This is a genomic window from Nocardia sp. NPDC058480 (assembly GCF_042720495.1).
Lineage (GTDB): Bacteria > Actinomycetota > Actinomycetes > Mycobacteriales > Mycobacteriaceae > Nocardia.
On sequence record NZ_JBHXMN010000002.1, the window covers coordinates 174,014 to 197,063 of the forward strand.

General features: G+C 68.3%; 26 protein-coding genes and 2 pseudogenes. 22 read left to right on the plus strand and 6 right to left on the minus strand.

The window, feature by feature from the left end:
- Positions 1-18: 18 nt before the first annotated feature.
- Positions 19-999 (plus strand): TerC family protein, encoded by a 981-nt coding sequence (locus ACFWO8_RS06170; RefSeq protein WP_378944381.1) that lies wholly within the window; start codon positions 19-21, stop codon positions 997-999.
- Positions 1,000-1,067: 68 nt separating this feature from the next.
- On the opposite strand, the gene ACFWO8_RS06175 is transcribed toward ACFWO8_RS06170, so the two are convergent.
- A complete protein-coding gene (locus ACFWO8_RS06175) occupies positions 1,068-1,352 on the minus strand; it encodes a YciI family protein (RefSeq protein WP_378944384.1) in 285 nt (94 codons plus the stop codon).
- A 28-nt stretch (positions 1,353-1,380) separates the two neighbouring features.
- Complete coding sequence (locus ACFWO8_RS06180; protein ID WP_378944388.1) at positions 1,381-1,935, minus strand: amino-acid N-acetyltransferase; 555 nt, start codon at positions 1,933-1,935, stop codon at positions 1,381-1,383.
- 255 nt (positions 1,936-2,190) lie between these two features.
- Between ACFWO8_RS06180 and pgsA the strand changes: the two genes are divergently transcribed.
- The 5 genes from pgsA (at position 2,191) to ACFWO8_RS06205 (ending at position 5,859) form a co-directional block, all read left to right on the plus strand.
- Entirely contained in the window at positions 2,191-2,826 is a 636-nt protein-coding gene (gene pgsA, locus ACFWO8_RS06185) for a CDP-diacylglycerol--glycerol-3-phosphate 3-phosphatidyltransferase (RefSeq protein ID WP_378944393.1), read from the plus strand.
- Complete coding sequence (locus ACFWO8_RS06190; protein ID WP_378944397.1) at positions 2,823-3,314, plus strand: CinA family protein; 492 nt, start codon at positions 2,823-2,825, stop codon at positions 3,312-3,314. Before pgsA ends, ACFWO8_RS06190 begins: the two co-directional genes overlap by 4 nt.
- A gap of 91 nt (positions 3,315-3,405) precedes the next feature.
- Positions 3,406-3,858, plus strand: a complete 453-nt coding sequence (locus ACFWO8_RS06195; RefSeq protein ID WP_378944402.1) for a helix-turn-helix domain-containing protein — start codon at positions 3,406-3,408, stop codon at positions 3,856-3,858.
- A 195-nt stretch (positions 3,859-4,053) separates the two neighbouring features.
- On the plus strand, positions 4,054-4,878 hold the full coding sequence (gene pspA / locus ACFWO8_RS06200; protein WP_062988009.1) for a phage shock protein PspA: 825 nt from the start codon (positions 4,054-4,056) through the stop codon (positions 4,876-4,878).
- A 105-nt stretch (positions 4,879-4,983) separates the two neighbouring features.
- Positions 4,984-5,859 carry a hypothetical protein gene (locus ACFWO8_RS06205; RefSeq protein ID WP_378944408.1) on the plus strand — a complete coding sequence of 292 codons (876 nt, stop codon included), beginning with the start codon at positions 4,984-4,986 and terminating at the stop codon, positions 5,857-5,859.
- A gap of 59 nt (positions 5,860-5,918) precedes the next feature.
- Here the strand turns inward: ACFWO8_RS06205 and ACFWO8_RS06210 are convergent, their stop codons facing one another.
- Both ACFWO8_RS06210 and ACFWO8_RS06215 read right to left on the minus strand, forming a co-directional pair.
- Positions 5,919-7,412: a carboxylesterase/lipase family protein gene (locus ACFWO8_RS06210; RefSeq protein WP_378944411.1), complete on the minus strand. Its 1,494-nt coding sequence runs from the start codon at positions 7,410-7,412 to the stop codon at positions 5,919-5,921.
- A gap of 67 nt (positions 7,413-7,479) precedes the next feature.
- Positions 7,480-8,175, minus strand: coding sequence for a maleylpyruvate isomerase family mycothiol-dependent enzyme (locus ACFWO8_RS06215; protein WP_378944414.1), 696 nt, complete (start codon positions 8,173-8,175; stop codon positions 7,480-7,482).
- Positions 8,176-8,336: 161 nt separating this feature from the next.
- Here ACFWO8_RS06215 and ACFWO8_RS06220 point away from each other — a divergent pair, with 161 nt between their 5' ends.
- Together ACFWO8_RS06220 and ACFWO8_RS06225 are read left to right on the plus strand one after the other, a co-directional pair.
- A complete protein-coding gene (locus tag ACFWO8_RS06220) occupies positions 8,337-8,504 on the plus strand; it encodes a hypothetical protein (RefSeq protein ID WP_378944417.1) in 168 nt (55 codons plus the stop codon).
- Between the two features lie 23 nt (positions 8,505-8,527).
- On the plus strand, positions 8,528-9,238 hold the full coding sequence (locus ACFWO8_RS06225; RefSeq protein ID WP_378944423.1) for a PIG-L deacetylase family protein: 711 nt from the start codon (positions 8,528-8,530) through the stop codon (positions 9,236-9,238).
- A gap of 23 nt (positions 9,239-9,261) precedes the next feature.
- On the opposite strand, the gene ACFWO8_RS06230 is transcribed toward ACFWO8_RS06225, so the two are convergent.
- A complete protein-coding gene (locus tag ACFWO8_RS06230; RefSeq protein WP_378944429.1) occupies positions 9,262-9,882 on the minus strand; it encodes an HD domain-containing protein in 621 nt (206 codons plus the stop codon).
- Between the two features lie 114 nt (positions 9,883-9,996).
- On the opposite strand from ACFWO8_RS06230, the gene ACFWO8_RS06235 reads away from it, so the two are divergent.
- From ACFWO8_RS06235 to ACFWO8_RS06245, 3 genes are all read left to right on the plus strand, one after another.
- Positions 9,997-11,148, plus strand: coding sequence for a glycosyltransferase (locus ACFWO8_RS06235; RefSeq protein ID WP_378944434.1), 1,152 nt, complete (start codon positions 9,997-9,999; stop codon positions 11,146-11,148).
- A gap of 146 nt (positions 11,149-11,294) precedes the next feature.
- Positions 11,295-11,486, plus strand: a complete 192-nt coding sequence (locus ACFWO8_RS06240) for a DUF3046 domain-containing protein (protein WP_378920194.1) — start codon at positions 11,295-11,297, stop codon at positions 11,484-11,486.
- 7 nt (positions 11,487-11,493) lie between these two features.
- On the plus strand, positions 11,494-12,729 hold the full coding sequence (locus ACFWO8_RS06245; protein WP_378944439.1) for a phosphotransferase: 1,236 nt from the start codon (positions 11,494-11,496) through the stop codon (positions 12,727-12,729).
- Between the two features lie 10 nt (positions 12,730-12,739).
- Here ACFWO8_RS06245 and ACFWO8_RS06250 read toward each other — a convergent pair whose 3' ends face one another.
- The gene (locus ACFWO8_RS06250; RefSeq protein WP_378946159.1) at positions 12,740-13,255 is read right to left on the minus strand and encodes a CGNR zinc finger domain-containing protein; all 516 of its coding nucleotides are present in this window, start codon (positions 13,253-13,255) and stop codon (positions 12,740-12,742) included.
- Positions 13,256-13,381: 126 nt separating this feature from the next.
- Between ACFWO8_RS06250 and ACFWO8_RS06255 the strand changes: the two genes are divergently transcribed.
- From ACFWO8_RS06255 to ACFWO8_RS06305, 11 genes and pseudogenes are all read left to right on the plus strand, one after another.
- A complete protein-coding gene (locus ACFWO8_RS06255; RefSeq protein WP_378944442.1) occupies positions 13,382-13,843 on the plus strand; it encodes a VOC family protein in 462 nt (153 codons plus the stop codon).
- A gap of 39 nt (positions 13,844-13,882) precedes the next feature.
- Positions 13,883-14,764 carry a pyridoxamine 5'-phosphate oxidase family protein gene (locus ACFWO8_RS06260; protein ID WP_378944447.1) on the plus strand — a complete coding sequence of 294 codons (882 nt, stop codon included), beginning with the start codon at positions 13,883-13,885 and terminating at the stop codon, positions 14,762-14,764.
- Between the two features lie 22 nt (positions 14,765-14,786).
- Positions 14,787-15,236 (plus strand): nuclear transport factor 2 family protein, encoded by a 450-nt coding sequence (locus tag ACFWO8_RS06265; RefSeq protein WP_378944451.1) that lies wholly within the window; start codon positions 14,787-14,789, stop codon positions 15,234-15,236.
- 172 nt (positions 15,237-15,408) lie between these two features.
- Entirely contained in the window at positions 15,409-16,446 is a 1,038-nt protein-coding gene (gene recA / locus ACFWO8_RS06270; RefSeq protein WP_067460620.1) for a recombinase RecA, read from the plus strand.
- Between the two features lie 508 nt (positions 16,447-16,954).
- A pseudogene (locus ACFWO8_RS06275) lies at positions 16,955-17,401 on the plus strand (regulatory protein RecX); the annotation flags it as partial.
- Positions 17,402-17,635: 234 nt separating this feature from the next.
- A pseudogene (locus ACFWO8_RS06280) lies at positions 17,636-17,782 on the plus strand (recombination regulator RecX); the annotation flags it as partial.
- 364 nt (positions 17,783-18,146) lie between these two features.
- Positions 18,147-18,797 carry an ABC transporter permease gene (locus tag ACFWO8_RS06285; protein ID WP_378946163.1) on the plus strand — a complete coding sequence of 217 codons (651 nt, stop codon included), beginning with the start codon at positions 18,147-18,149 and terminating at the stop codon, positions 18,795-18,797.
- A complete protein-coding gene (locus ACFWO8_RS06290; protein WP_378944456.1) occupies positions 18,790-19,959 on the plus strand; it encodes an ABC transporter ATP-binding protein in 1,170 nt (389 codons plus the stop codon). The genes ACFWO8_RS06285 and ACFWO8_RS06290 overlap by 8 nt, the downstream gene beginning before the upstream one ends.
- Positions 19,960-20,203: 244 nt before the next feature.
- Positions 20,204-21,010: an ABC transporter permease gene (locus ACFWO8_RS06295; protein WP_378944459.1), complete on the plus strand. Its 807-nt coding sequence runs from the start codon at positions 20,204-20,206 to the stop codon at positions 21,008-21,010.
- Positions 21,007-21,987 (plus strand): glycine betaine ABC transporter substrate-binding protein, encoded by a 981-nt coding sequence (locus ACFWO8_RS06300; RefSeq protein ID WP_378944462.1) that lies wholly within the window; start codon positions 21,007-21,009, stop codon positions 21,985-21,987. Before ACFWO8_RS06295 ends, ACFWO8_RS06300 begins: the two co-directional genes overlap by 4 nt.
- A 172-nt stretch (positions 21,988-22,159) precedes the next feature.
- Positions 22,160-23,020 carry a 3-hydroxyacyl-CoA dehydrogenase gene (locus ACFWO8_RS06305; protein ID WP_378944465.1) on the plus strand — a complete coding sequence of 287 codons (861 nt, stop codon included), beginning with the start codon at positions 22,160-22,162 and terminating at the stop codon, positions 23,018-23,020.
- The last annotated feature ends 30 nt before the right edge of the window (positions 23,021-23,050 follow it).

The following is a 23,050-nucleotide window of genomic DNA, read 5'->3' on the forward strand; positions in this document are numbered from 1 at the left end:
CATCGATCGGACCACCACATGCAGGTGACCACGCTCGAGTGGGTGATCACCGGACTGGTGATCCTCGGCCTGTTCGTCTTCGACTTCTACGCCCACGTGCGCACCCCGCACGAGCCGACCTTCAAGGAATCGGGCATCTGGTCGGCCGTCTACATCAGCTTGGCGCTGCTGTTCGGCCTGTTCGTCGCCTGGAAATGGGGCGGCACGTTCTCGGGGGAGTACTACGCGGGCTTCGTCACCGAGAAAGCGCTCTCGGTCGACAACCTGTTCATCTTCCTCATCATCATGAGTACCTTCGCCGTGCCGCGGATCTACCAGCAGAAGGTGCTGCTGATCGGCATCGTGCTGGCGCTGGCGATGCGCGGTGTGTTCATCGCGGTCGGCGCGGCCGCGATCAGCGCCTACAGCTGGGTGTTCTACCTGTTCGGCGCGTTCTTGATCTACACCGCGATCAACCTGCTGCGCGAGAGCGGGCACGAGGTCGAACACGAGAAGAAACGCGACAGCTACATCGTCTCGCTGGCCAAGCGGGTCCTGCCGACCACCGACGAGTACGACGGTGACAAGCTCGTCACCCGGATCAACGGCAAACGCGTGGTGACCCCGCTGCTGCTCGCGCTGCTGGCCATCGGTTTCGCTGACCTGCTGTTCGCGCTGGACTCGATTCCGGCCATCTACGGTCTCACCGAGGAGCCGTACCTGGTGTTCACCGCCAACGCCTTCGCGCTGATGGGTCTGCGCCAGCTGTACTTCCTCATCGGTGGGCTGCTCGACCGCCTGGTGTACCTGTCCTACGGTCTGGCCGCGATCCTGGCGTTCATCGGCGTCAAGCTGGTGCTGCACGCGCTGCACGAGAACACGCTGGGGTTCATCAACGGTGGTGAGCACGTGAGCGTCCCGGAGATCTCCACGGCGTTCTCGCTGAGCGTGATCATCGGCATTCTGGTCATCGCGACGGTGGCGAGCCTGCTGCGCACCCGTAACACCAACAAAGCCTGACACCACCGCGGACGACGCTGCCCGGAACCCCAAGGGGGTTCCGGGCAGCTCTGTCTCCGGGCCGCGCGCTACTCGGCGAAGGCGCCCATCACCGGCAACCACTCGACGACGCGGACGGCGTCGATCAGGTCCAGCTTGTCGAACGGGTCGTTGCCCAGCAGTTCGGTCAGCGAGGGCGCGTCGTCGGCGCGGAACAGCAGCAGTGCGCCCGAACCGTCGGGGTAGGGCCCGCTACTGAGCACCGTGCCCGCGTCGACGAGAGCGTTCAGCCAGCCGCGGTGCTCGGGCCGGTTGGTCGCGCGGTCGGCCGCGGTGGACTCGGAGTAGGTGTAATGGACAGCGAAGATCGGCACAGTCGATCACTTTCTGGCGATGGAGTTTCTACAGGGTCAGCAGCATGCGGGTGTTGCCGAGGGTGTTCGGCTTGACGAAGCTGAGGTCGAGGAATTCGGCGACGCCGGTGTCGTAGGAGCGGCACATCTCCGCGTACACCTCGGCGGTGACGGGCGTGCCGTCGATCTCGACGAACCCGTGCCTGCCGAAGAAGTCCACCTCGAAGGTCAGCACGAACAGGCGCTGCAACTGCAGTTCGCGGGCGACGGCGACCAGATGCTCGACCACGGCGCCGCCGACTCCGCGGCCCTTGACGACGGGATCCACCGCGACAGTGCGTACTTCGCCCAGATCGGCCCACAACACGTGCAACGCGCCGCAGCCGACGACCTGTCCGTCCAGCTCGGCGACCCAGAACTCCTGCACCGATTCGTACAGGGTGACCAGGTTCTTCTCCAGCAGGATGCGGCCGGCGTACTCGTCGACCAGGCGCTTGATCTCGGGGACATCGGAGGTTCGCGCTCGTCGCACGACCACGCCGGAAACAGGCGCCACAGTGGGCGCGTCGCTGGTCGGACTACTCGAGGGTCCCCGTGAGGTCATGGGTGCACAGTAGTCGGCCGGGTTACCGATAGTCTGAACATGTGCCGCACATCCTGTCGTTCCGCTCCTCGCATCGCGCCGGGCTCGACGACCGGATCGCGTGGCACCGATCGTGCGGGCAAACAGCTCGCGAAACCGTTGGATTTCGGCGCAGTGCCGGTGAGTGCCGAGAGGGCAGCGCATGAACGGTCAGCGCCTGGAGGCGGTAGCTTGCGTGGCCACGGAAGGCGCCCGGTCATGCCAAGAGGACAGGGCATGAGCGTGCGACCCGAAGAGATCGATCGTGGGTTGAGTGCGGCGGCACCGACGCACCCAGGGCCGGAGGCCCACGTTCCCCTGCTCAATATCGCCAATGTGCTGACAATCGCGCGCATCGTGCTGGTGCCGCTGTTCGTGCTGGCACTGTTCGCCGAGGGCGGGCACGACACTCGCTGGCGGGTCATCGCCGCGGCGGTGTTCGGCGTGGCCGCGATCACCGATCGCTTCGATGGGCAACTGGCCCGCAAATACGGGTTGGTCACCGATTTCGGGAAGCTCGCCGACCCCATCGCGGACAAGGCGCTGATCGGAGCGGCGCTGATCGGGCTGTCGGTACTCGGCGATCTGCCGTGGTGGATCACCGTGGTCATCTGCGGCCGCGAAATCGGCATCACGCTGCTGCGGCTGGTGGTCGTGCGACGCGGGGTGATCCCGGCGGGGCGTGGCGGCAAGCTGAAGACGCTGGTGCAATCCGTGGCGATCGCGCTGCTGGTGCTGCCGCTCTCGGGTGTCTTCGCCACCGCGGGCATGTGGCTGATGTACCTGGCGGTGGCGCTGACGGTGGTCACCGGCCTGGATTACGTGGGGCAGGCGGCCAGAGTGTGGCTGGCGGGTGGACGGTCGCGCTCGTGAGCGATCCGCTCGTCGACGGTGCGCCGGTCGCCGAACTGGTCAGTGCCCTGAACGCGGCGGGTCAGACCGTGGCCACGGCCGAATCGCTCACCGCCGGTCTGCTGGCTGCCACGGTGGCGGGGGTTCCCGGTGCGAGCGCGGTCCTGCGGGGCGGTGTGATCGTCTACGCCACCGACCTCAAGAGCCGTCTGGCCTGCGTCGACGACGCCCTCCTTCGCGCCGACGGGCCGGTGGCCGCCTCGACCGCCGAACAGCTCGCCGTGGGGGCACGGGAGCAGTGCCGCGCGGACTGGGGTGTCGGATTGACCGGGGTCGCCGGACCCGATTCCCAGGACGGGCATCCCGTCGGCACGGTATACCTCGGGTTGGCCGGTCCACGTCACAGCGAAGTGGTCCGGTTGAAACTGCACGGTGACCGGTGGACGATCAGACTCGGTGCGGTGCACAGTGCGGTGCGGGAGTTGCTGCGCTGTGTCAGTGTGAAGTAGCCAGGTTCGGGAACCACCGGTCCATGCTCGACGTTGTGCCAGAAAGAGGTGAGCACCGCTACGGCGGTGACACGAGGTGGAGGAGAACGAGATGACGCTGCTGCGGGAGGCAATCGGGGACAGTCTGCGGCGTGCGCGTCTCGCCCAGCATCGAACGCTGCGCGAGGTGTCGACCTCGGCGCGCGTGAGCCTCGGCTATCTGTCGGAAGTGGAGCGCGGCCGCAAGGAAGCCTCCAGTGAACTGCTCGCCAGCATCTGCGAGGCACTGGACCTGCCGCTCTCGCGCGTGCTGTGGGATGTGAGCACCCTGATGGCGGGCGCCGACGGCTCCGCGCCGCGCGAACCCGCGCTGACCGGCCCCGCCGCCGAGCGCGAGCCGACCGAAGCCGAGCATGCCACTGTGCCCGAACCCGCCGCGGGCGAGGCATCCGCCTCCGCGAGCGCGGCGGCCGAGCAGGGCGCGCGCATCGGCATCGCCGAAGACACCCGCATCGTCATCCCGGCCCCGAGGGCCGAGATGCTGGTACTGGTGAAGGGAATGTGACGCGGCGAACCCTGCGCCCGGCGCGCGAGACGCTGCACACCGCTGGTGAGAACGGATAGATTCTCATCAGGCGTCGATCGGTCCGGTCATTCCGGTTCGGGTGCCGCATGGTGAAGGATAAGCACGTATCTGGTGCGTGACGGTCGCGTACCACCAGTCGCACGAGCGACGCACAGATGGAGGCGGGATCAATCGATGGCTAATCCGTTCGTGAAGGCCTGGAAGTACATGATGGCCCTCTTCGACTCCAAGATCGAAGAGCATGCGGATCCGAAGGTCCAGATTCAGCAGGCTATCGAGGAGGCGCAGCGTCAGCATCAGGCGCTGTCGCAGCAGGCGGCGTCGGTGATCGGTAACCAGCGTCAGCTGGAGATGAAGCTGAACCGCCAGCTCGACGAGGTCGAGAAGCTCAACGCCAACGCCCGTCAGGCCGTCACCCTGGCCGATCAGGCGCAGGCGGCGGGCGACACCGAGAAGGCGATCCAGTACACCAACGCCGCCGAGGCGTTCGCCGCCCAGCTGGTCACCGCCGAGCAGTCGGTGGAAGACCTCAAGGTGTTGCACGATCAGTCCCTGCAGGCCGCCGCACAGGCCAAGAAGGCGGTCGAGCAGAACGCGATGATGTTGCAGCAGAAGGTCGCCGAGCGCACCAAGCTGCTCAGCCAGCTCGAGCAGGCCAAAATGCAGGAGCAGGTCTCGGCTTCGCTGCAGCAGATGGACTCCACCCTGTCCGCGCCGGGCTCCACGCCCAGCCTGGACGCCGTGCGCGACAAGATCGAGCGCCGCTACGCCAACGCGCTCGGTTCGGCCGAGCTGGCGCAGAACACGGTGCAGGGTCGCATGATGGAGGTGCAGCAGGCCAGCGTCCAGATGGCCGGGCACAGCAAGCTCGAGCAGATCCGCGCCTCCATGCGTGGTGACGCGTTGCCCACGGGCAACACCAACGCGGCGATCGACCCGGCGCAGCCCCAGGCCGCACCGGCGCCGAATATCAACAAGGGCCAAGCGGCTCAGCAGTAAGCAGTACGTGGAGTCCGGCGAGGGCGCGGAAACCCGGCGGTAACGCCCGGTGGCCGCGCCATCAACGGTTTCCGCGACGACCGGCACCCGGGGGAAGGACAGGCGATGAGCGGGAAAACGCGGCGCGAACGTGCCGAGATCGTGGATCCGGCGGCGCTCGCGCAGGCCGCGATGGCAGGCTCGGTGCCCGCGACCCTGCGTGGGGTCGGTGAGCAGGCCATGGTCGCGGTGCGGCGCTGGGCCGACCCGCGCGAACGTGAGTTGCGCCGTCGGCGCCGGGTGCGCAGGCGCAGTTTCCAGCTGGGCACCGTTTCCGGCATCACCACGGTCGGCGCGGTCGGGCTTGCGGTGATCTCGGCGCCGGCCTGGGCGGTCGTGGTGATCGGTGGTGGCGCCGTCGCCTTCGTCACCGGAACCGCGCTCACCGCCCGCCGCTATCTGGAATTGCGCGGCAAACCCCTGCCCCAGGCGGCGTTCGTCGCCCGCAAATCGCCCGGCCTGCGATCGGCCGCGCGCGCTCCCATCCAGCGCCTGATCCGCGCCGAACGGGCGCTCTACGACCTCGGTGCCCAGATCGCGCGCACCCGCCGTCTCCCCGAGGACGACCTACGCGACCTGCTCGAGACGGCCCGCTCCGGTGCGGCCGCCCTGCACGCGCTCGCCGCCGACGTGGTCGCGATGGAACAGGCCGCCGATACCGTCGGCCGCGCCAATCCCGACACCGTGGCAGCGCTGAAGACCACCGTCGCCGGCGTACTCACCCGTCTGGACACCGGCGTGGTCGAATACGAACAACTGGTCGCCGCCGCGGCCCGCATCCTCGCGGTCCCCGAGGACTCGGTCCTGGCCTACCAGTTCAACGGCATCGTCGCCGACCTGCGCGAAGCCGCCGACCGCCTCGACGGCTGGGCCCAGGCCCTCACCGAAATGGCCGACCACGGCACCGACTTGTTCGCCGGTGGAACGGATTCCGCCCGCTAGCACCCTCGGGTCCAGCTCGGTCGGCACGCCGGTCCTGGACGCGGCGTGCCGACCGGAGGTCAGGCAGGGGTCACGGCCTCGCGCAGGGCCGCGAGTTCCCCGGCGCGGGGGTCGGTGACGGTGGCGGACTCGGGGGTGTCGAAGATGCGGACGTTCTTCTCGTCAACGGTGAACGGTGCCCAGCCGGTGGTGCCGTCGGTGGCGAAAGACACCCAGGCGGCGTGGATTTCGTCGGCCAGGGACTGCGGTGGGGTGGGGCCGGTGAGGGAGTGGGCGTCGTCGATGGTGTCGAAGACGAAGGGGACTTCCAGGACGTGGCAGGCGCCGAGGCCGGGAAGGGCTGTGGGCCAAGCGAATTCGTAGACGTTGGTGGGGGCGGTTGCCGCGTTGGCTTCGGCGAAATCGTAGGTGCCCGCGCGGAAGCTCATATCGGTGAGGATGGCGTTGAAGATCTCGGCGGGCGTGGCGTCGGGGCGCTCGGTCGAATAGGTCTGGGCGACCGCGGGATCGATGCCGTAGCGGGTGAGGACGAAGGGGAGAGTGTCGGTGGTGATGGCGGCGGCGAGGCCGGCGGGGACGGTGAAGAAGCGGAACTCGTCGGCGGTAGTGCCCGCGATGAGGGGGACCGCGCGGTTCGGATGCGCGCGCAGGACTTCGGTCGGTGGGCCTTCGACGATGTCGTTGTCGGTCACCGGGAACAGGCTCATGATGCCGCCGCCCAACTGGATCACCGATCGGCCCCACCGCTCGGGGTCGGGATCGGTCATCACGGCCAGCGCGACGGCGTTCTGTGCGGCGCGCAGTTCGTCCGGGCCGAGTTTTCCGAAATCTTCTGCGGTAGGCGAGATTCCGAGCTCCGCGGCCAGCGCGGCGGAAACCTTGCGCGCGTCCTCGGGATCGGCGGCGACCGCACCGTTGCCGCTCTGCATGATCGCCCGGCGGAACAGCCCGGCGGTCTGCGGGGCGGCGATCAAGGCCGCCACGCTCATCGCGCCCGCGGACTCACCGAAGATCGTCACATTGTCCGGGTCGCCACCGAAGGCGGCGATGTTCTCGCGCACCCAGCGCAACGCGAAGATCTGGTCGTGCAGACCGCGATTCGACGGTGCACCGGAGATCTCGGCGAATCCCGACACTCCGAGGCGGTAGTTGATCCCCACCATGACCACACCGTCGCGCGCGAACGCGGTCCCGTCGTAGATCGCCCGCGCGTTGGAACCGCGGACGAACGCGCCACCGTGAATCCAGACCAGCACCGGCAGCCCCGAAGCGGCGGTGTCGGGCGTCCACACATTCGCGTTGAGGTACTCGTCGCCGGGAATACCGTCGCTGCCGAGCAGGGCGTGGATCGGTGCGGGATACGGCGACTGCGCGCAGGTGGCGCCCATCTGGGTCGCCTCACGTACCCCGTCCCAGGCGGGCGCGGCCTCGGGCAGCTGGAATCGTTTCGGCCCGACCGGTGCCGCCGCGAACGGCACGCCGAGAAAGCGGGTCACGCCGGCCTCGGTGTGGCCGCGGACCGCGCCGCTCGTGATCGTGACGATGGGTTCCATGGAAGTCCTCCTACGCGCAGTGAGCCCCGATTATGGGCGTTTGTCCGGCTCGTCGTCAGTCGTTTGCCTACGGAACGAGTGGTCCGCTGAGTACTCGTTCACCCGCGGCGCGGTCGCCGTCCCAGGCGAACTCCTGGTCGTCGCCGGACTTGCGTGCCCACAGGGCCAGGAGCAGGTCCGACGCGGTGCCCGCGAGCTCGGCGACCGGCTCGCCGGGGCCGTAGGTCCAACCGTCTTCGATGTCGGTGGCACGCAACCGCAGCGCCACCTCAGGTTCGACCGCGAGGCCGCGGTGGATCATCCGGGGCGCGAACAGTTCGAATACCTCGTCGATGCCGTCGACAGCGAGATCGGGGTCGAACGGGTCGGCCTTGCCGAGGGCATTCTGACCGTCCCACAGATGCATGAGCGTCTCGTGGGCGCGACGGCGCCGCCAGAAGCCGACGGTGCGCGGCATGGTGCGGGTGAAGGTCCAGGCCTGCTGGTCTTCGTCGGCCGACAGCGAGGTCACCAGGGCGTCGGCGGTCGACTCGTACCACTCCCGCAGGGCCGCGCGATCTTTCGGCGCGGGCTCGCCGTCGAAATCGCCGCGCAACTCGGCCACCGCCGTGACCACCCACAGATTGCCGCGCCCGACATGGTCGGCGAGGTCGTAGAACGTCCAGTCGCCGCAGGACGGCACCGGCGCGGCGAGATCTGTGTCAGGAGTGATGAGCTCGCCGAAGGCGGTGAGCTTCGCACAGAGCAACGCCAAGTAATCCATGCCGATCACGGTAGCCCGGTACCTCGGTGCCGGTCTCGGGGTGAACCCTGATCTACACCCGGATATTGGTGCTGACCTGGTGATCTATTGCTCGCGGGATGGGAGCATCGAAGATATCGGATCGCTGGACAGCGGTCCTGGAGCTGGCGAGGAGTCACATCATGGTTCTGAAAGTCATCGGCATCGTCGTGGTTGCGGTGATCGCGTTCTGGATTCTCGGCGCGCTGCTCGAGGCGCTGATGCCGATCCTGGTGATCGGGGCGATCGGTACTGGCCTGTACCTGCTGTACAAGGCGATCTCGGGGAGCGACAAGACCCCGATCAGTTAGCCGTCTGTGGTTAGCATGGCGGGGTGGAACAGGTACCCGAGGACTGGCAGCGCGGACTGGTGATCGTCGCGCACCCCGACGACATCGAATACGGCGCCGCTGCGGCCGTCGCGCGCTGGACGGGACAGGGAAAAGATATTCGCTATCTGCTCGTCACGCGTGGTGAGGCGGGGATCGCCGGGATGCCGCCCGCGCAGGCCGCGCCGTTGCGGGAGATCGAGGAGATCTCGGGCGCCCGCGAGGTCGGCGTGCACACCGTCGAATTCCTCGACCATCCCGACGGCCGCATCGAGGAAGGCCTCGCCCTGCGCCGCGAACTGGCCGCCGCACTGCGCAGGCACCGCCCGGAGATGGTGGTGCTGTTCAACTTCGGCGACACCTGGGCGCCGGGAATGGTCAACAGTGCCGATCACCGGGCTGTCGGCCGATCGGCGATGGACGCGATCTCCGACGCGGGCAACGAATGGATTTTCCCCGAACTCGCCGACCTGCCGCCGTGGTCGGCGCGCTGGGCGGCCGTCGTCGGCCCTGGCGCGACCCACGCCGTCGATGTGAGCGCGCATCTGGAGCAGGCGCGCGCGTCGCTGTCGGCGCATCGGCGGTATCTGCAGGTGCTGAGCCCGGTGCCGGTGGCGGAGCAGGTGCGCGAAATCGTCACGTTCGCAACGGGTCCGAAGGAAGGATTCCCCGCCGAGCACGCGGTCGGCTTCGAACTGTTCACCTTCGCCGGCTGATCGGCGGGCGGCCACCCGTTCGATCACTGATGCCGATGATGAAGTGGTGCAACGGAAGAGGTTGCCCGTGCTGGGCTCGGCCGGTGTCGGAGCCTCCGCGCCGCGACGCGTTCGACAAGAGGTCGCCAGTCCTGCAGTGGCGCGACTCGCAGGCCGACCACCTTGCCCGCGTCATCAGCCCTGCGCAGCGCCAAGGCGGCGGTGAAGTCGGGGTCCGCGCGGAAGGAATCGGCCTCGGCGGGTGTCATCGGCCCGCCCTGCGCGACGAGTGTGCGCTGACTCGACGCCGACAGCGCGGTCGCGTGTGCTGAATCCGTTGCCACCAGAAAACGTTTCGCGGTGACATGCAGCTCGATCAGGCGGGCCACCCGATTGCCGAGCAGCCCGCGCACGGCCTCGGCGCCGTGCCTGCCGTGGCCGGCGTCGTCGCCGGGGACCAGGACGTGGCCGATGTCGTGCAGCAGACCTGCGACCTGGAGTTCTTCGTCATGGGGGAAGTCGTGGCGCAGCAACTGCGCGCACTGGCGATCGTGATCGAGGATGTCGACGGGGTCGCCGGTGCGGTCCGCGGTGTCCCAGGCACCGGCGCACTGGTCGAGGAGCGCGAACAGATCCTCGACGGTGTCGATCCTCGGGGGACGCATGTGCTCGCTCCGGTTTTCGCTCGACGCGGTGTTGCGACGGTCAACGTAGCGCAGAAACCATGAGTTCGCCTCGTCCGAGGTGGGCACGGCCTGGGGATATGGCAGGGTGGGCGGATGCGAATAGCTGTGGTGGCCGGGCCCGATCCAGGGCATGCGTTTCCCGCGATCGCGTTGTGTCTGCGATTGCTGGCCGCGGGGGACGAGCCCGTGTTGTTCACCGGGCCGAGATGGCTCGACCCGGCACGCTCGGCGGGGATCAGCGTGCGCAAGCTCAAGGGTCTCGCACCGCGCCCCACCGACGACGACACCGACGCGGGTGCCCGGATCCACGATCGCGCCGCCCATATCGCCACCGAGAACCTGCCCGAACTCAGCGCGATGCTGCCGGACCTGATCGTCTCCGATGTCCTCACCGCGGGCGGCGGGATGGCGGCCGAGCGGCTGGGGTTGCCGTGGGTCGAATTGTCACCGCACCCGCTCTACCTGCCGTCGAAAGCCCTGCCGCCGATCGGAAGTGGCCTGGCGCCGGGGGAGGGTGTGCGTGGCCGCATGCGCGACGGTGTCCTGCGCACGATGACCGCGCGCGCGGTTCGCAACGGGCACCGCCAGCGCTCCGCCGCCCGCGAGACCATCGGGCTGCCCGCCGAGGACCCCGGTCCCGCCGCGCGCCTGGTCGCGACCCTGCCCGCGTTGGAGATGGACCGCCCCGACTGGCCCGCCGACACCCACGTCGTCGGACCGCTGCTGTGGGAACCCACCGACGCCGTGCTCCCCTTGCCCCCCGGCGACGCCCCGCTGGTGATGGTGGCGCCCTCGACCGCGCACACCGGCGTCGCCGACATGGTCGACGTCGTCGTGTCCGGCCTGGCCGAACTCGGTGTGCGCGCGGCCATCTCGACCCTGGACACCCCACCCGCGGACCTGCCCGGCTGGGCCACCGCGGGCCTCGGCCGCCAGGACGAACTGCTCACCCACGCCGCGGTGGTCGTCGGTGGCGGCGGACACGGCCTGCTCGCGAAATCCCTGTCCGCCGGTGTGCCGGTGGTGACCGTCCCCGGCGGCGGTGACCAGTGGGAACTCGCCAATCGCGCTGTGCGGCAGGGTAGTTCGGTGCTGGTGCGACCGCTCACGCCCGAGGCGGTCGGCGCCGCGGTGCGGAAAGTTCTCGACGACCCCGCCTACGCCCAAGCGGCTCGCCATGCCGCCGCCGGTCTGGCAGCGGTCGAGGACCCGGTCCAGGTCTGTCACGACGCCGCGAAGCGGTAGTACGTCGCTCGCGCCCACTGGGGAACTGCGCAGGAGCCCGCTCGGACAATCCTGGGTGTCGCCGTCGCCGGTCGCCGCGGATACTGCCGGGTGCTGGGCGAGCGGTGCCCTGTCGGCAGTCGCCCGGCGCGAGTATCTTGGGCAACGTGCGATTGACCGAATTCCAGGAGCTGATGCACACCGAGTTCGGCGTGGCGCGCGCCGATGCCATGCTGACCGATCACGTGATACCCCAACTGGGGCGCACGGGGGCGGTAGCGATCGACAGTGGTGTCGACCCACGCGACGTGTGGCGGGCGCTGTGTGCCGACTTCGATGTACCTCCGAACCGGTGGTGACCAGGAAATGGCCGTGACAGCGCAGAACTCGGACATCCGACCGTATCGGTTCGACGAGCGGCTGCGGATGATCCCGGTCGACGCCGAGACCCTCGCGGCCCGGGTCGCCCTCGCCGACCCCGACGATTTCCCCGGCCTGCGCAGGCTCGGCATCGCCTTGATGCTGCTCGGGCGTTACGGCCAGGCCCTCGACCGGCTCGATCAGGCCCTCGAACTGGCCGATACCGAGCGGCGCCGGATCACCGTCTGGATCAACCTGGCCGATGTCTACCGGTACCAGGGCGAACCGTCGCACGCCGAGATCCTGTACCGCCGGGCCCTGCACGCCAGCCGCGCGCTCGACGACCCCGACCTCGTCTCCTTCGCTGCCCACCACCTGGGCAAATCGCTGGCCGAACAGCACCGGCCGCAGGAGGCGCGTGCGCTGCTCATGGAGGCCATGCGGCTGCGGGTGGCCGACGGCGATTCCGAGCTCATCGAATCCACCCGCGCGGCCCTCGACCACCTCGACGAGCTGGCCCTGCCGCTCCCGTCGGCGATCGAGACCCTGCTCGGGCCGGTGCCCGCATGGTCGGACGAGCACGAGGGCCGGGACGGGAATCTTGTGCGGTCGGGCGGGTACTGGATCAAGCGTGGCCCGCGGGCGGTGGCCGAGTACGAGCGGCTGACCTGGTTGCGCGAGAACGGGATCGCGGTGCCGGAGGTGGTCGCGTTCGCCGAGGACGTCCTCGTGCTCGCCGATGCCGGGGTCGGATCACTTGCCGGAGAAGCTGATGCGACCGAAGTCGCCGCGATCGGCACGCAGCTGGGTCAGGCCCTGCGTTCGTTGCACGACCTTCCGGTGGCGGAGTGCCCCTTCGACGGTGGTCTCGATGTCACCCTGGCGCGGGCGCACCGCAACGTGGTCGAAGGTTTCGTCGACGCAGCGGATTTCGACGACGATCACCGTGATCTCACACCTGCGATGATCCTCGCGCGACTCCGGGAACGGCGCCCGGCCACCGAAGACCTGGTCGTCGCGCACGGCGACTTCACACCGGGCAATGTGCTCGCCGGCGGCCTGCTGATCGATGTCGCGGCGCTGGGTCGCGGCGATCGTTATCGCGACCTGGCGCTGGCCGAGCGCGACCTGGCCGGGGACTTCGGCGCCGAGGCCGTCGCGGCGTTCTACACCGCCTATGGCCTGACCGAACCCGATCGCACCGCGCTCGACTACTACCGGCTGCTCGACGAGCTGTTCTGAGGTCCGCTTCTCAACTGGTCTTGGCGTAGTGGCGCGCGGCCTTGGTGCGGTTGCCGCAGGTCGCCATGGAATGCCAGCGCCGGGTGCCGTTCTTGGACGTGTCGTAGAAGAACAGCACGCAATCGGGGTGCGCGCACTGGCGGATCCGATGCGGTGCCTCGGCGATCAGGTGGAGCAGATTGTCGGCGGCGAGCCAGCCGGGTAACCACGCCGGGTCGTCGACCTCTGGGATGTCGCGGGGGCCCTCGTCGGTGAGTTCGCGGCGGATGCGCCCGTGCTCGAGAACCCGGTTCAGCGCGGTGTGATCGGCCCGGGTGACGGCGTCGTGCACGGCATCGCGCGCGGTGTGCAGCGCGGTGAGAGCGTGGTCGTCGACGGGTACCCGATCGGCGAGCCCGATGAGCTCCAGCCACGTGCGCAACCCGTCGAGATCGGCGAGCAGATCGCCGGGTTCGGCGCCCGCCCACCGGGTGTTGAGCAGGTCGAGAGCGGGGGGTTCGCCGGTGTGCGGACGGGGATCGCGCATGCCCGAGGCTATCAACACGACCCTCCTAACTGTTTAAAAGTGTTTCAAGGGTTGACGAAGTGGGTGACCCCATTCTATGTTCTAACTATTCAATTATCGATAGACAGTTACATCCGGGAGGAAACCATGACCACCGTCACCGCGCCTGTGCTCGCCACCGGCCATATCGGACTCAACGTCGCCGACCTCGACCGTTCCGTCGACTTCTACCGCCGTGGCCTCGGCTTCGAACAGCTCGGCAGCGGCGCCGACGGTGATCGGCGCTGGGCCTTCCTCGGTCGGGGCGGTGCGCTGGTGCTCACGCTGTGGCAGCAGAGCAGCGGCGAATTCTCCACCAGCACACCCGGTCTGCATCACCTGTCGTTCCAGGTCGACGACCTCGACACGGTGCGCGTCGTCGAGTCGGCGCTGCGTGCGGTCGATGCCGAGTTCTTCCACGACGGTGTGGTCGCCCACGGCGAGGGGGCGTCCTCCGGTGGCATCTTCTTCGCCGATCCCGATGGCATTCGGCTCGAGGTCTTCGCCCCGCTGGGCACCGGCACCGCACCCGCACCGGCCGGGCCCGCCCCGACGTGCGGATTCTTCTGACCCGTAGCCAATTTCACGTCATCGACCGGGAGGGCGAGGATGTTTCACTCCGGCGAGCTCGCGGTGCAGCACCGTATGGGGCAGGCAGCGGCGGCTGCCAGGGTCGGTCGCTCGATCCGTACCGGGATTCCGGCGGTCGCCGCGTCCTTCCTGGCCGAGCAGTCGATGGTGGTGCTCGGCGCCGCCGATCCGGCCGGGCGCCTGTGGGCGAGTCCGCTCGCCGGTCCGGCCGGGTTCGTGCACGCGGTCGGTGACACGACCATCGACATCGACACGCTCCCCTACGGCGCCGATCCGCTGTCGGTGGCGCTGTCGAGTGAGGTCGAGGTCGGGTTGATCGCGCTGCAGCCGCAGCGCCGTCGGCGGATGCGCGTCAACGGCACGGCGGCGGCACGGGCGGGTGGGCTGCGGATCCGCACCGAGCAGGTCTACGCGAACTGCCCGAAATACATCTCGCGCAGGCAGATTCGGGAGGTGGCGCCGGTCGGTGCGCCCGGCCCGGTCTCACGCGGTACGGCGCTGACCACCGCCGCGGTCGAGACGATCGGTGCCGCCGATATGTTCTTCGTCGCCACCGCCGATGGCGACGGGCATGCCGACGCCTCGCACCGCGGCGGCAATCCCGGTTTCCTGCAGGTTCTTTCGCCGACCCGACTGCGCTGGCCGGACTATCGCGGCAACTCGATGTTCATGACCCTGGGCAACCTCGCCGTGCAACCCCGCTGCGGGTTGCTCGTCGCCGACTGGTCGACCGGTGCGCTGCTCCAGCTCACCGGCCGTGCCGAATTAGTCTGGGATACGGCGGCATTCACCGCAGGCGCGCAGTGTGCCGTCGATTTCACCGTCGAGCAGGTGCTCGAACGCCCCGGCGCGCTCGCTGTGCGCTGGGGGCCGCCCGAGCTCTCCCCGAACAACCCCTGATCACACCGAAAGGCTTCCCGCCATGCGACCACCGCTGCCACCCTTCGACCTCGAGTCCGCCCGCGCGAAGGTGCTCGCCGCCGAAAATGCCTGGAACACCAGGGACCCCGAACGGGTCGCCGCGGCGTACACCGAGGATTCGGTGTGGCGCAACCGCGACGAATTCTTCACCGGCCACGCCGCCATCGTCGACTTCCTGACCCGTAAATGGTCGGCCGAGAACGGCTATGTGCTGCGCAAGGATCTGTGGGCTTTCCACGACAACCGCATCGCCGTGCGCTTCCAGTACGAATGGCACGACGAGTCGGGGCAGTGGTGGCGCAGCTACGGCAACGAGCAGTGGGAGTTCGCGCCGGACGGGCGGATGGCGCGGCGTGAGGCCAGCATCAACGATGTGCGGATCGAGCAAGCGCAGCGGCGGATCTTCGGGCCACGCGCCGAGGGCGACGACTCGGTGCTGCCGCAGCACTGACGGCTGGTTTCGCTCCCGGATTGCTGGTCTGAGCGGCTGCTTCGCGTGTTGGTGGGCGCGTCGCTTGACTCGAATGGGTGTTCGACTAACCTGGGCGCCAGAACTTGTCGGTGCCGGCCTCTACTGTGGGCGCCAACCAGAGAGACACTCACCTCGAGAAGGGGCACACATCATGGCACCGCAGGCCTACGATCGCGACAAAGCGCTGGAACTGGCACTGGCGCAGGTGGAGAAGAGCTTCGGCAAGGGCGCGGTCATGCGTCTTGGTGAAGAGACCCGTCAGCCGATCGCCGTCATCCCCACCGGCTCCATTGCGCTCGACGTCGCGCTCGGTATCGGCGGGTTGCCGCGCGGTCGCGTCGTGGAGATCTACGGCCCGGAATCCTCGGGTAAGACCACCGTCGCGCTGCATGCCGTCGCCAACGCCCAGGCCGCGGGCGGTGTCGCCGCCTTCATCGACGCCGAGCACGCCCTAGACCCCGATTACGCCCGCAAGCTGGGTGTCGACACCGACGCACTGCTGGTCTCCCAGCCCGATACCGGTGAGCAGGCCCTGGAGATCGCCGACATGCTGGTGCGCTCCGGCGCCATCGACATCCTCGTCATCGACTCCGTCGCCGCCCTGGTGCCGCGCGCGGAAATCGAAGGCGAGATGGGCGACAGCCACGTCGGCCTGCAGGCCCGCCTCATGAGCCAGGCCCTGCGCAAGATGACCGGTGCCCTCAGCAACTCCGGCACCACCGCCATCTTCATCAACCAGCTGCGCGAGAAGATCGGCGTCATGTTCGGCTCGCCGGAGACCACCACCGGTGGTAAGGCGCTGAAGTTCTACGCCTCGGTCCGCCTGGACGTGCGCCGCATCGAGACCCTCAAGGACGGCAGCGACGCGGTCGGTAACCGCACCCGCGTGAAGGTCGTCAAGAACAAGGTCGCCCCGCCGTTCAAGCAGGCCGAGTTCGACATCCTGTACGGCCAGGGCATCTCCAAGGAGGGCTCGCTCATCGACATGGGTGTCGAGCACGGCTTCATCCGCAAGTCCGGCTCCTGGTACACCTACGAGGGCGACCAGCTGGGCCAGGGCAAGGAGAACGCCCGCAAGTTCCTGTTGGAGAACACCGACGTGCGTGACGAGGTCGAGAAGAAGATCAAGGAGAAGCTGGGCATCGGCGCCGTACTGACCGCCGAGGCCGACGCGCCCGCCGACTTCTGAGCCGATGACCACGCCGAACCCCGGCGGCCACCGCGATTCGGCCGACCCGGTCGAACAGATGCGCAGACAGCTGGCTCGCCTCGGAATCGAGGTCTCCCCGGAGCCGGTGCTGCCGCCCGCGGTGGGTCGCGGCAGGGGGGCGGGCGATGAACTCGTCCGATCGGCTCGCGACAAACGAGCCGATCCGGACGCGAAGAGGATTCGGTCGGGTGCGGGCGATCCGCAGCGCGCGCACCCGACCGGATTCACCGATGGTGACAAACCACCGCATTCCGCTGCGCGGGTTGGTGTTGATCATGAAGAGTGGGGGAGCGAGGGTCGGCGACGGCCCCGCGGCGCCCGACGCGAACGCAAGTCCGCGCGGCGCGACGAAGTCTCCCTGTCGACCGTCGTCGGTGGTGACGACGGACGGCAGGCGGATCCGGTGGCGGCCGGATCCCAGCCGGGAGAGCCCGACAGGCGGGCCGGCACACGCCGGCTCGCCCCGGGCGACCGTCCCGATGCGACCCTGGAACAAGCCAAGGACGTGTGCCTGCGATTGCTCTCGGTGCGTGCTCGCAGCCGCGCCGAACTGGAGAAACGCCTCGGCGAGAAGGGGTTCCGCCTAGAGGTGACAGCGGCCGCCCTCGAACGGTTCGTGGAAGTGGGTCTGATCAACGACGCCTCCTTCGCCGAGCAGTGGGTGCACGAACGTCACACCTACTCCGGCCGAGGCAAAAGGGCCCTCCAGCGCGAGCTGCGCGAGAAGGGCGTCGCCCCCGGCGATGCCGAACAGGCGCTGTCGATGGTCACCGACGATGCCGAACACGCTCGCGCCGCCGACCTGGTCCGCCGCAAACTCCGCACCCTGCCCGCAGACCTGGACCGCGACAAGGCAGTCCGCCGACTCGTCGGCATGCTCGCCCGCCGCGGCTACGACCAGTCCACCGCTTTCGCCGTCGCCACCGCGGAACTGGACGAAGCGGGGTTCGAACGCACCCCGCCTCGCCCCGCTCACGCTGCCTCGGTGAGCGAGCAGGCAGCCCGAACCGACGAGGCAGGCGGCCCGTGGCGGACACGCCGCTCGATGTCGCGCGGTGCTGGTTCGGCGGACACCGGTGAAACCTTCAGCGATACAGCCGAATCGGATACTGCCCGTCGTTCGGCCGGCCGCCCGACTCCTGGCGACGAACACGATGCGATCGACCTGGTCCGTCGCAAGCTCCGTGCCATGCCCGCGGATCTGGACCGCGCGAAGGCCACTCGCCGCCTGGTCGACATGCTCGCCCGCCGCGGATACAGCTCGTCTACGGCTTTCTCCGTGGTGAAAGCCGCACTGTCGCAGACCGATCGATGAGCACCGTGCGGACCGGGGAGGTACACCCGAGCGATGTCGAGGCCGTGCGCAGGCGATGACCGCGAGCGCACGGCACCGGGTCGGTGACGTGACGAGCGCGGGGGCCGAGGGTGGCTGTGGGCGCGACAACCGGGTGCCGGTGATGCGGCGAGAGGTCGTCGGTAGTGCGGTGAGTCCCGAATCGCCGCACGAGCTCGTTTGCGGGCGTAAGATGATCCCGCCGGTGAAACATGGTTTCGCACAGGCAGATTCGCCGTATCGGTGATGCGGTGGGTGTGGGGATGGGATGTTTCATCCGGTTCGGGGTGGGCACTCCGCGGAGCAGGGCCGTAGGTGGCCGCCGAACGACGGGGGAGGTGGAACCCTGGACGCGTTGTGGTCGTTCGTGGTGAACCGGCGCGAGCAGTTGCTGGTCGATTCTTACCTGCATGTGTCGGCGGTGGTGCAGTCGCTGGTGCTGGCGACCGTGATCGCGGTGGCGCTCGGGGTGCTGGTGTACCGGAGTCCGCTCGGGTCCGCGACCGCTACCGCGACGGCGGGGGCGATTCTGACCGTGCCCTCGTTCGCGTTGCTCGGGTTGCTGATTCCGTTCCTCGGGCTCGGTGTCGGGCCGACGATCGTGGCATTGGTGCTGTACGCGCTGCTACCGATCCTGCGTAATACGGTGCTCGGCTTGTCGTCGGTGGATCCGGCGGTGACCGATGCCGCGCGTGGTGTCGGCATGAACCGGTTGCGCCTGCTGACCAAGATCGAACTGCCCCTCGCCTGGCCGTCCATTCTCACCGGAATGCGGGTCAGTACCCAGATGATCATGGGCATCCTGGCACTGGCGGCCTATGCGAAGGGCCCCGGTCTCGGCAACCTGATCATCTCCGGCCTCGGGCGGCTCGGTAGCCCGAACGCGGTGCCGCAGACGCTCACCGGCACCGTCCTCATCGTCGTGCTCGCACTCGCACTCGACGGCGTCCTGGTTCTGCTCGGACGGCTCACTATTCCGAGGGGAATTCGTGACTGACATCGAAACCACCAAGACGGCGACGGCCGCCGCGGTCTCCGGGGTCGAGATCGTCCTCGACCGGGTCACCAAACGCTATCCCGAACAGCCAGAACCCGCGGTCGACGAGGTCTCCATGACCATCCCGGCCGGGGAGATCGTGGTGCTGGTCGGTCCGTCCGGCTGCGGCAAGACCACCACCATGCGGATGATCAACCGGCTGATCGAACCCAGCTCGGGCACCGTCACCATCGGCGGTCGCGACGCGGGCGCGATCGACGCCGACGAATTGCGCCGCGGCATCGGCTATTCGATCCAGCAGGCCGGACTGTTCCCGCACATGACCGTCGCCAAGAACATCGCCACGGTGCCCGGCCTGCTCGGCTGGGACCGCCGCCGGATCGCCGAACGCACCGACGACATGCTCACCCTCGTCGGCCTCGATCCCGACACCTACCGCAACCGCTACCCCCGCCAGCTCTCCGGCGGACAGCAGCAGCGCGTCGGTGTGGCCAGAGCGCTGGCGGCCGACCCGCCGGTCCTGCTCATGGACGAACCGTTCGGCGCGGTCGATCCGATCACCCGCGGGCTGCTGCAAGACGAATTGCTCCGCCTGCAAAGCGAACTCGGCAAGACCATCGTCTTCGTCACCCACGACTTCGGTGAAGCGGTGAAGCTGGGCGACCGCATCGCCGTCCTCGGCGACCGCTCCCGCATCCTGCAGTACGACACCCCCGCCGCGATCCTGGCCGCCCCCGCCGACGAAACGGTCGCCGGTTTCGTGGGCGCCACCGCCACCATCGACCGACTCGGCCTCACCGTCCTCGCCGACATGGACCTGGACGAGGGCATCGCCGTCGAGGAGAGCGCCACTCCCACAGCCCTCACCACGGCCCTGCGCGAGGCCGGCCGAACCTGGGGCATCCTCCTCGACGCACAGCGCCGCCCACTCCGGCGGGTCACGACAGGCGAACTCGCCCACGCGGATTCGCTGCACGAGCTCGGCACCCCGATCGGCACCACCCTGCCCGCCGACGCCACTCTCCAGGACGCACTGGCCGCGCTTCTCACCGAACGCACCGCCTCCGCCGTCGTCGTCGACAACACCGGCACCTACACCGGAACCGTCACCGTCGACACGCTGATCAGCCATCTGGCCGCGACAGAAACCGCACCGGCATGACGGCCGAGCCGCGACACCGATCGCACCGAGGCCGACGACACCAGACGGCCGGATATCGGCGTCGACCTGCGCCGACTCGAATTCGATCAGCATTCGTGGCGACGATCGTGCAGTGCTACGCCTCGTGTGGGCACACAGTGACGAATACTGTTTCTGTTCGACCACATTCGCTCGCCTTGTCGTTTCCCGCGAGGACCACCGCCCGAAGTTTCAGCGGTGCCACGACCCGGGCTGGGCGGACATCATGGTGACGAAAACTGTTCCCGGCCGGTCGCGGTCGATCGCCGATGTGCCCGTCGCCGCAGCGCCCGCGATCCAGCGCCGCGCCGAGTTCTGGCGCCTGTTGGTGCAACCTGCGATCGTGCTGATCCTCACCGTCGGGGTGCTCGTCTGGGCGTTCCGGCGCGATCTCACCGTCATCCAGCAGGCCAGCATCAGCGTGCGCAATGTCGCGCAGGTGACCTGGCAGCATGTGCTGATCACGGCGGCGGTGGTGCTCATCGTGGTGGTGGTGGCCGTGCCGCTCGGGACCTTGCTCACCCGACACCGATTCCGCCGTCTCGCCCCGTTCTTCGTCGGCATCGCCAATATCGGGGCGTCCGCGCCGGCGATCGGGCTGATCGTGCTGTGCTACCTGGTCACCCGCACCACCGGGTTCTGGGTGGGTGTCGCGCCGATCGCGTTCTGTTCGCTGCTACCGGTCCTGCGCAATACGATTTTGGGCTACCAGCAGGTCGACCCGGCACTGATCGACGCGGGCAGGGGACAGGGCATGTCGGCCGGACTCGTGTTGCGCCGCATCGAATTTCCGCTCGCGGTGCCCTACATCCTGGCGGGCCTGAGAACCTCGCTGGTGCTGGCCGTCGGCACCGCGACGCTGTCGTTCATGGTGAGTGCGGGCGGGCTCGGCATTCTCATCGACACCGGCTACAAACTGCGCGACACCGTGACATTGACGCTCGGCGCCGTACTCGCGGTAGCGCTGGCACTGTTCGTCGACTGGCTCGGCGCGCTGGCCGAACAGTTCCTCGGGCCGAGGGGGTTGCGGTGAGGCTCACCGGATTGTTGCGCGGGCTCGTCCCGGTCCTGAGCGTGCTGGTGCTCGCGAGTTGCGGTCTGCAGTCGGGTGGTTCGGTGCCGTTGCCGGTCGGCCCCGGCAGCATCGGCCCCGTGCCCGAACTCGACGGTGTCGCGGTCACGGTGGGTTCCAAGGATTTCACCGAGGCCAACATTCTGGGCTACATGATCGAATTCGCGCTGACGGCCGCGGGTGCGAATGTGCGTGACCTGACCAATATCCAAGGCTCCAACAGCCTGCGCGACGCGCAACTGAACGGCCAGATCGACATCGCCTACGACTACACCGGCACCGGCTGGATCAACTACCTCGGCAAGGAGAAGCCGATTCCGACCGAGGCGGCCCAGTTCGAGGCGGTGCGCGAGGCCGACCTCGCCGAGCATGACATGGTCTGGGCGGCGATGGCGCCGATGAACAACACCTACGCCCTCGTTACGAGCAAGAGCACCGCCGAGCAGACCGGGGTACGCACGCTGTCGGACTACGCGAACCTCATCGCGAAAGATCCCGGTGCCGCGGCCACCTGTGTCGGCACCGAGTTCAATGTCCGTCCGGACGGCTATCCAGGCCTGGCCGGCGCCTACGGGATCGACCTCGGCAAGGCCCAACGTCAGATCGTCCAGGACGCGCTCGTCTACCAGGCCACCGCCGACGCGAAACAGTGCCGGTTCGGCTCGGTCGCCGCCACCGACGGCCGCATTCCCGCCCTCGAGTTGGTGCTCCTCGAAGACGACAGGGCCTTCTTCCCGAAGTACAACGCGTCGCTGGTCATGCACCGCGACTTCGCCGATGCCCACCCCCAGGTCGTCGGGGTCATGGCCCCGATCTCGGCCCGGCTCACCAACGCGGTGATCACCGAACTCAACCGTCAGGTCGACATCGACGGCCGCGAACCCGCCGACGTCGCCCGTGACTGGATGGTTGCCGAGGGACTCGTCACCGCGGGCTGATCCACCGCGGTGGTTTGCCGAACTGTTACCAGTTTCTCGCCCGAGATGTCGGGAACGCGTGGGTCGCTCACACCACTGACTCAGCTTCTCGGGCGATGATGGACGGCGGTAGAGACAACCGGAAACCGCGACGCGCAGCGGTGGGCTCGCGTCCAGACTGGGAGGCTGACGCATGACCATCGAAATCCGCAAGGTGACCGTCCTCGGGACAGGGGTGCTCGGATCCCAGATCGCCTTCCAGACCGCGTTCCACGGGTTCGACGTCACCGCCTACGACATCGACGACGCGGCACTCACCGCCGCGCGCACCCGATTCGATGACCTCGCCACGGTGTACCAGCAGGACGTGGCAGGCGCCGATGCCAGCAACACCACAGCGACCGCGGCGGGCATCACCCTGACCGCCGACCTGGCCACCGCGGCGGCCGAGGCAGACCTCGTCATCGAGGCGGTCCCGGAGGTACTCGAGATCAAACGTGACCTGTACGGCAAGCTCGGCGCGCTCGCGCCCGAACGCACCGTGTTCGCGACGAACTCCTCGACGCTGCTGCCCAGCGACATCGTCGCCTACACCGGCCGGCCCGACCGATTCCTGGCGCTGCACTTCGCCAACCACGTCTGGAAGTTCAACACCGCCGAGGTGATGGGCACCGAGCAGACCGATCCGGCGGTGTTCGGCGCGGTGGTCGAGTTCGCGAAGGCCATCGGCATGGTGCCGATCGAATTGCACAAGGAGAAGGCGGGTTACGTTCTCAACTCGTTGCTCGTGCCGTTTCTGAATTCCGGAATCGAGCTCGCCGCAGGCGGATACGCCGAGCCCGCCGCGGTGGACGAGACCTGGCGCATCGCCACCGGGGCGCCCATGGGCCCGTTCCAGATCCTCGACATCGTCGGCCTGACCACCCCGTACAACATCCTGATGAATGGTGGTGACGCCCACAAGAAGCTCGCGGCCTGGCTCAAGGAGAACTACATCGACAAGGGCAAGCTCGGCGCCTCCACCGGAGAGGGGTTCTACCGCTACACCTCGTAGTTCCGTACATCGCACCGTCCCGCTCGACCT

What these genes read in the sequence shown, in the direction of transcription:
- ACFWO8_RS06250 (WP_378946159.1), bottom strand. Translation starts at nt 13,255, where the DNA reads ATGCGCGATCCCCGTCCGCACACCGGCGAACCCCCCGCTCTCGACCTG.
- ACFWO8_RS06210 (WP_378944411.1), bottom strand. Translation starts at nt 7,412, where the DNA reads ATGGAACCCATCGTCACGATCACGAGCGGCGCGGTCCGCGGCCACACC.
- ACFWO8_RS06215 (WP_378944414.1), bottom strand. Translation starts at nt 8,175, where the DNA reads ATGGATTACTTGGCGTTGCTCTGTGCGAAGCTCACCGCCTTCGGCGAG.
- ACFWO8_RS06235 (WP_378944434.1), top strand. Translation starts at nt 9,997, where the DNA reads ATGCGAATAGCTGTGGTGGCCGGGCCCGATCCAGGGCATGCGTTTCCC.
- ACFWO8_RS06255 (WP_378944442.1), top strand. Translation starts at nt 13,382, where the DNA reads ATGACCACCGTCACCGCGCCTGTGCTCGCCACCGGCCATATCGGACTC.
- ACFWO8_RS06195 (WP_378944402.1), top strand. Translation starts at nt 3,406, where the DNA reads ATGACGCTGCTGCGGGAGGCAATCGGGGACAGTCTGCGGCGTGCGCGT.
- pgsA (WP_378944393.1), top strand. Translation starts at nt 2,191, where the DNA reads ATGAGCGTGCGACCCGAAGAGATCGATCGTGGGTTGAGTGCGGCGGCA.
- ACFWO8_RS06230 (WP_378944429.1), bottom strand. Translation starts at nt 9,882, where the DNA reads ATGCGTCCCCCGAGGATCGACACCGTCGAGGATCTGTTCGCGCTCCTC.
- ACFWO8_RS06220 (WP_378944417.1), top strand. Translation starts at nt 8,337, where the DNA reads ATGGTTCTGAAAGTCATCGGCATCGTCGTGGTTGCGGTGATCGCGTTC.
- ACFWO8_RS06180 (WP_378944388.1), bottom strand. Translation starts at nt 1,935, where the DNA reads ATGACCTCACGGGGACCCTCGAGTAGTCCGACCAGCGACGCGCCCACT.
- ACFWO8_RS06260 (WP_378944447.1), top strand. Translation starts at nt 13,883, where the DNA reads ATGTTTCACTCCGGCGAGCTCGCGGTGCAGCACCGTATGGGGCAGGCA.
- ACFWO8_RS06245 (WP_378944439.1), top strand. Translation starts at nt 11,494, where the DNA reads ATGGCCGTGACAGCGCAGAACTCGGACATCCGACCGTATCGGTTCGAC.
- recA (WP_067460620.1), top strand. Translation starts at nt 15,409, where the DNA reads ATGGCACCGCAGGCCTACGATCGCGACAAAGCGCTGGAACTGGCACTG.
- ACFWO8_RS06205 (WP_378944408.1), top strand. Translation starts at nt 4,984, where the DNA reads ATGAGCGGGAAAACGCGGCGCGAACGTGCCGAGATCGTGGATCCGGCG.
- ACFWO8_RS06295 (WP_378944459.1), top strand. Translation starts at nt 20,204, where the DNA reads ATGGTGACGAAAACTGTTCCCGGCCGGTCGCGGTCGATCGCCGATGTG.
- ACFWO8_RS06305 (WP_378944465.1), top strand. Translation starts at nt 22,160, where the DNA reads ATGACCATCGAAATCCGCAAGGTGACCGTCCTCGGGACAGGGGTGCTC.
- ACFWO8_RS06265 (WP_378944451.1), top strand. Translation starts at nt 14,787, where the DNA reads ATGCGACCACCGCTGCCACCCTTCGACCTCGAGTCCGCCCGCGCGAAG.
- ACFWO8_RS06170 (WP_378944381.1), top strand. Translation starts at nt 19, where the DNA reads ATGCAGGTGACCACGCTCGAGTGGGTGATCACCGGACTGGTGATCCTC.
- pspA (WP_062988009.1), top strand. Translation starts at nt 4,054, where the DNA reads ATGGCTAATCCGTTCGTGAAGGCCTGGAAGTACATGATGGCCCTCTTC.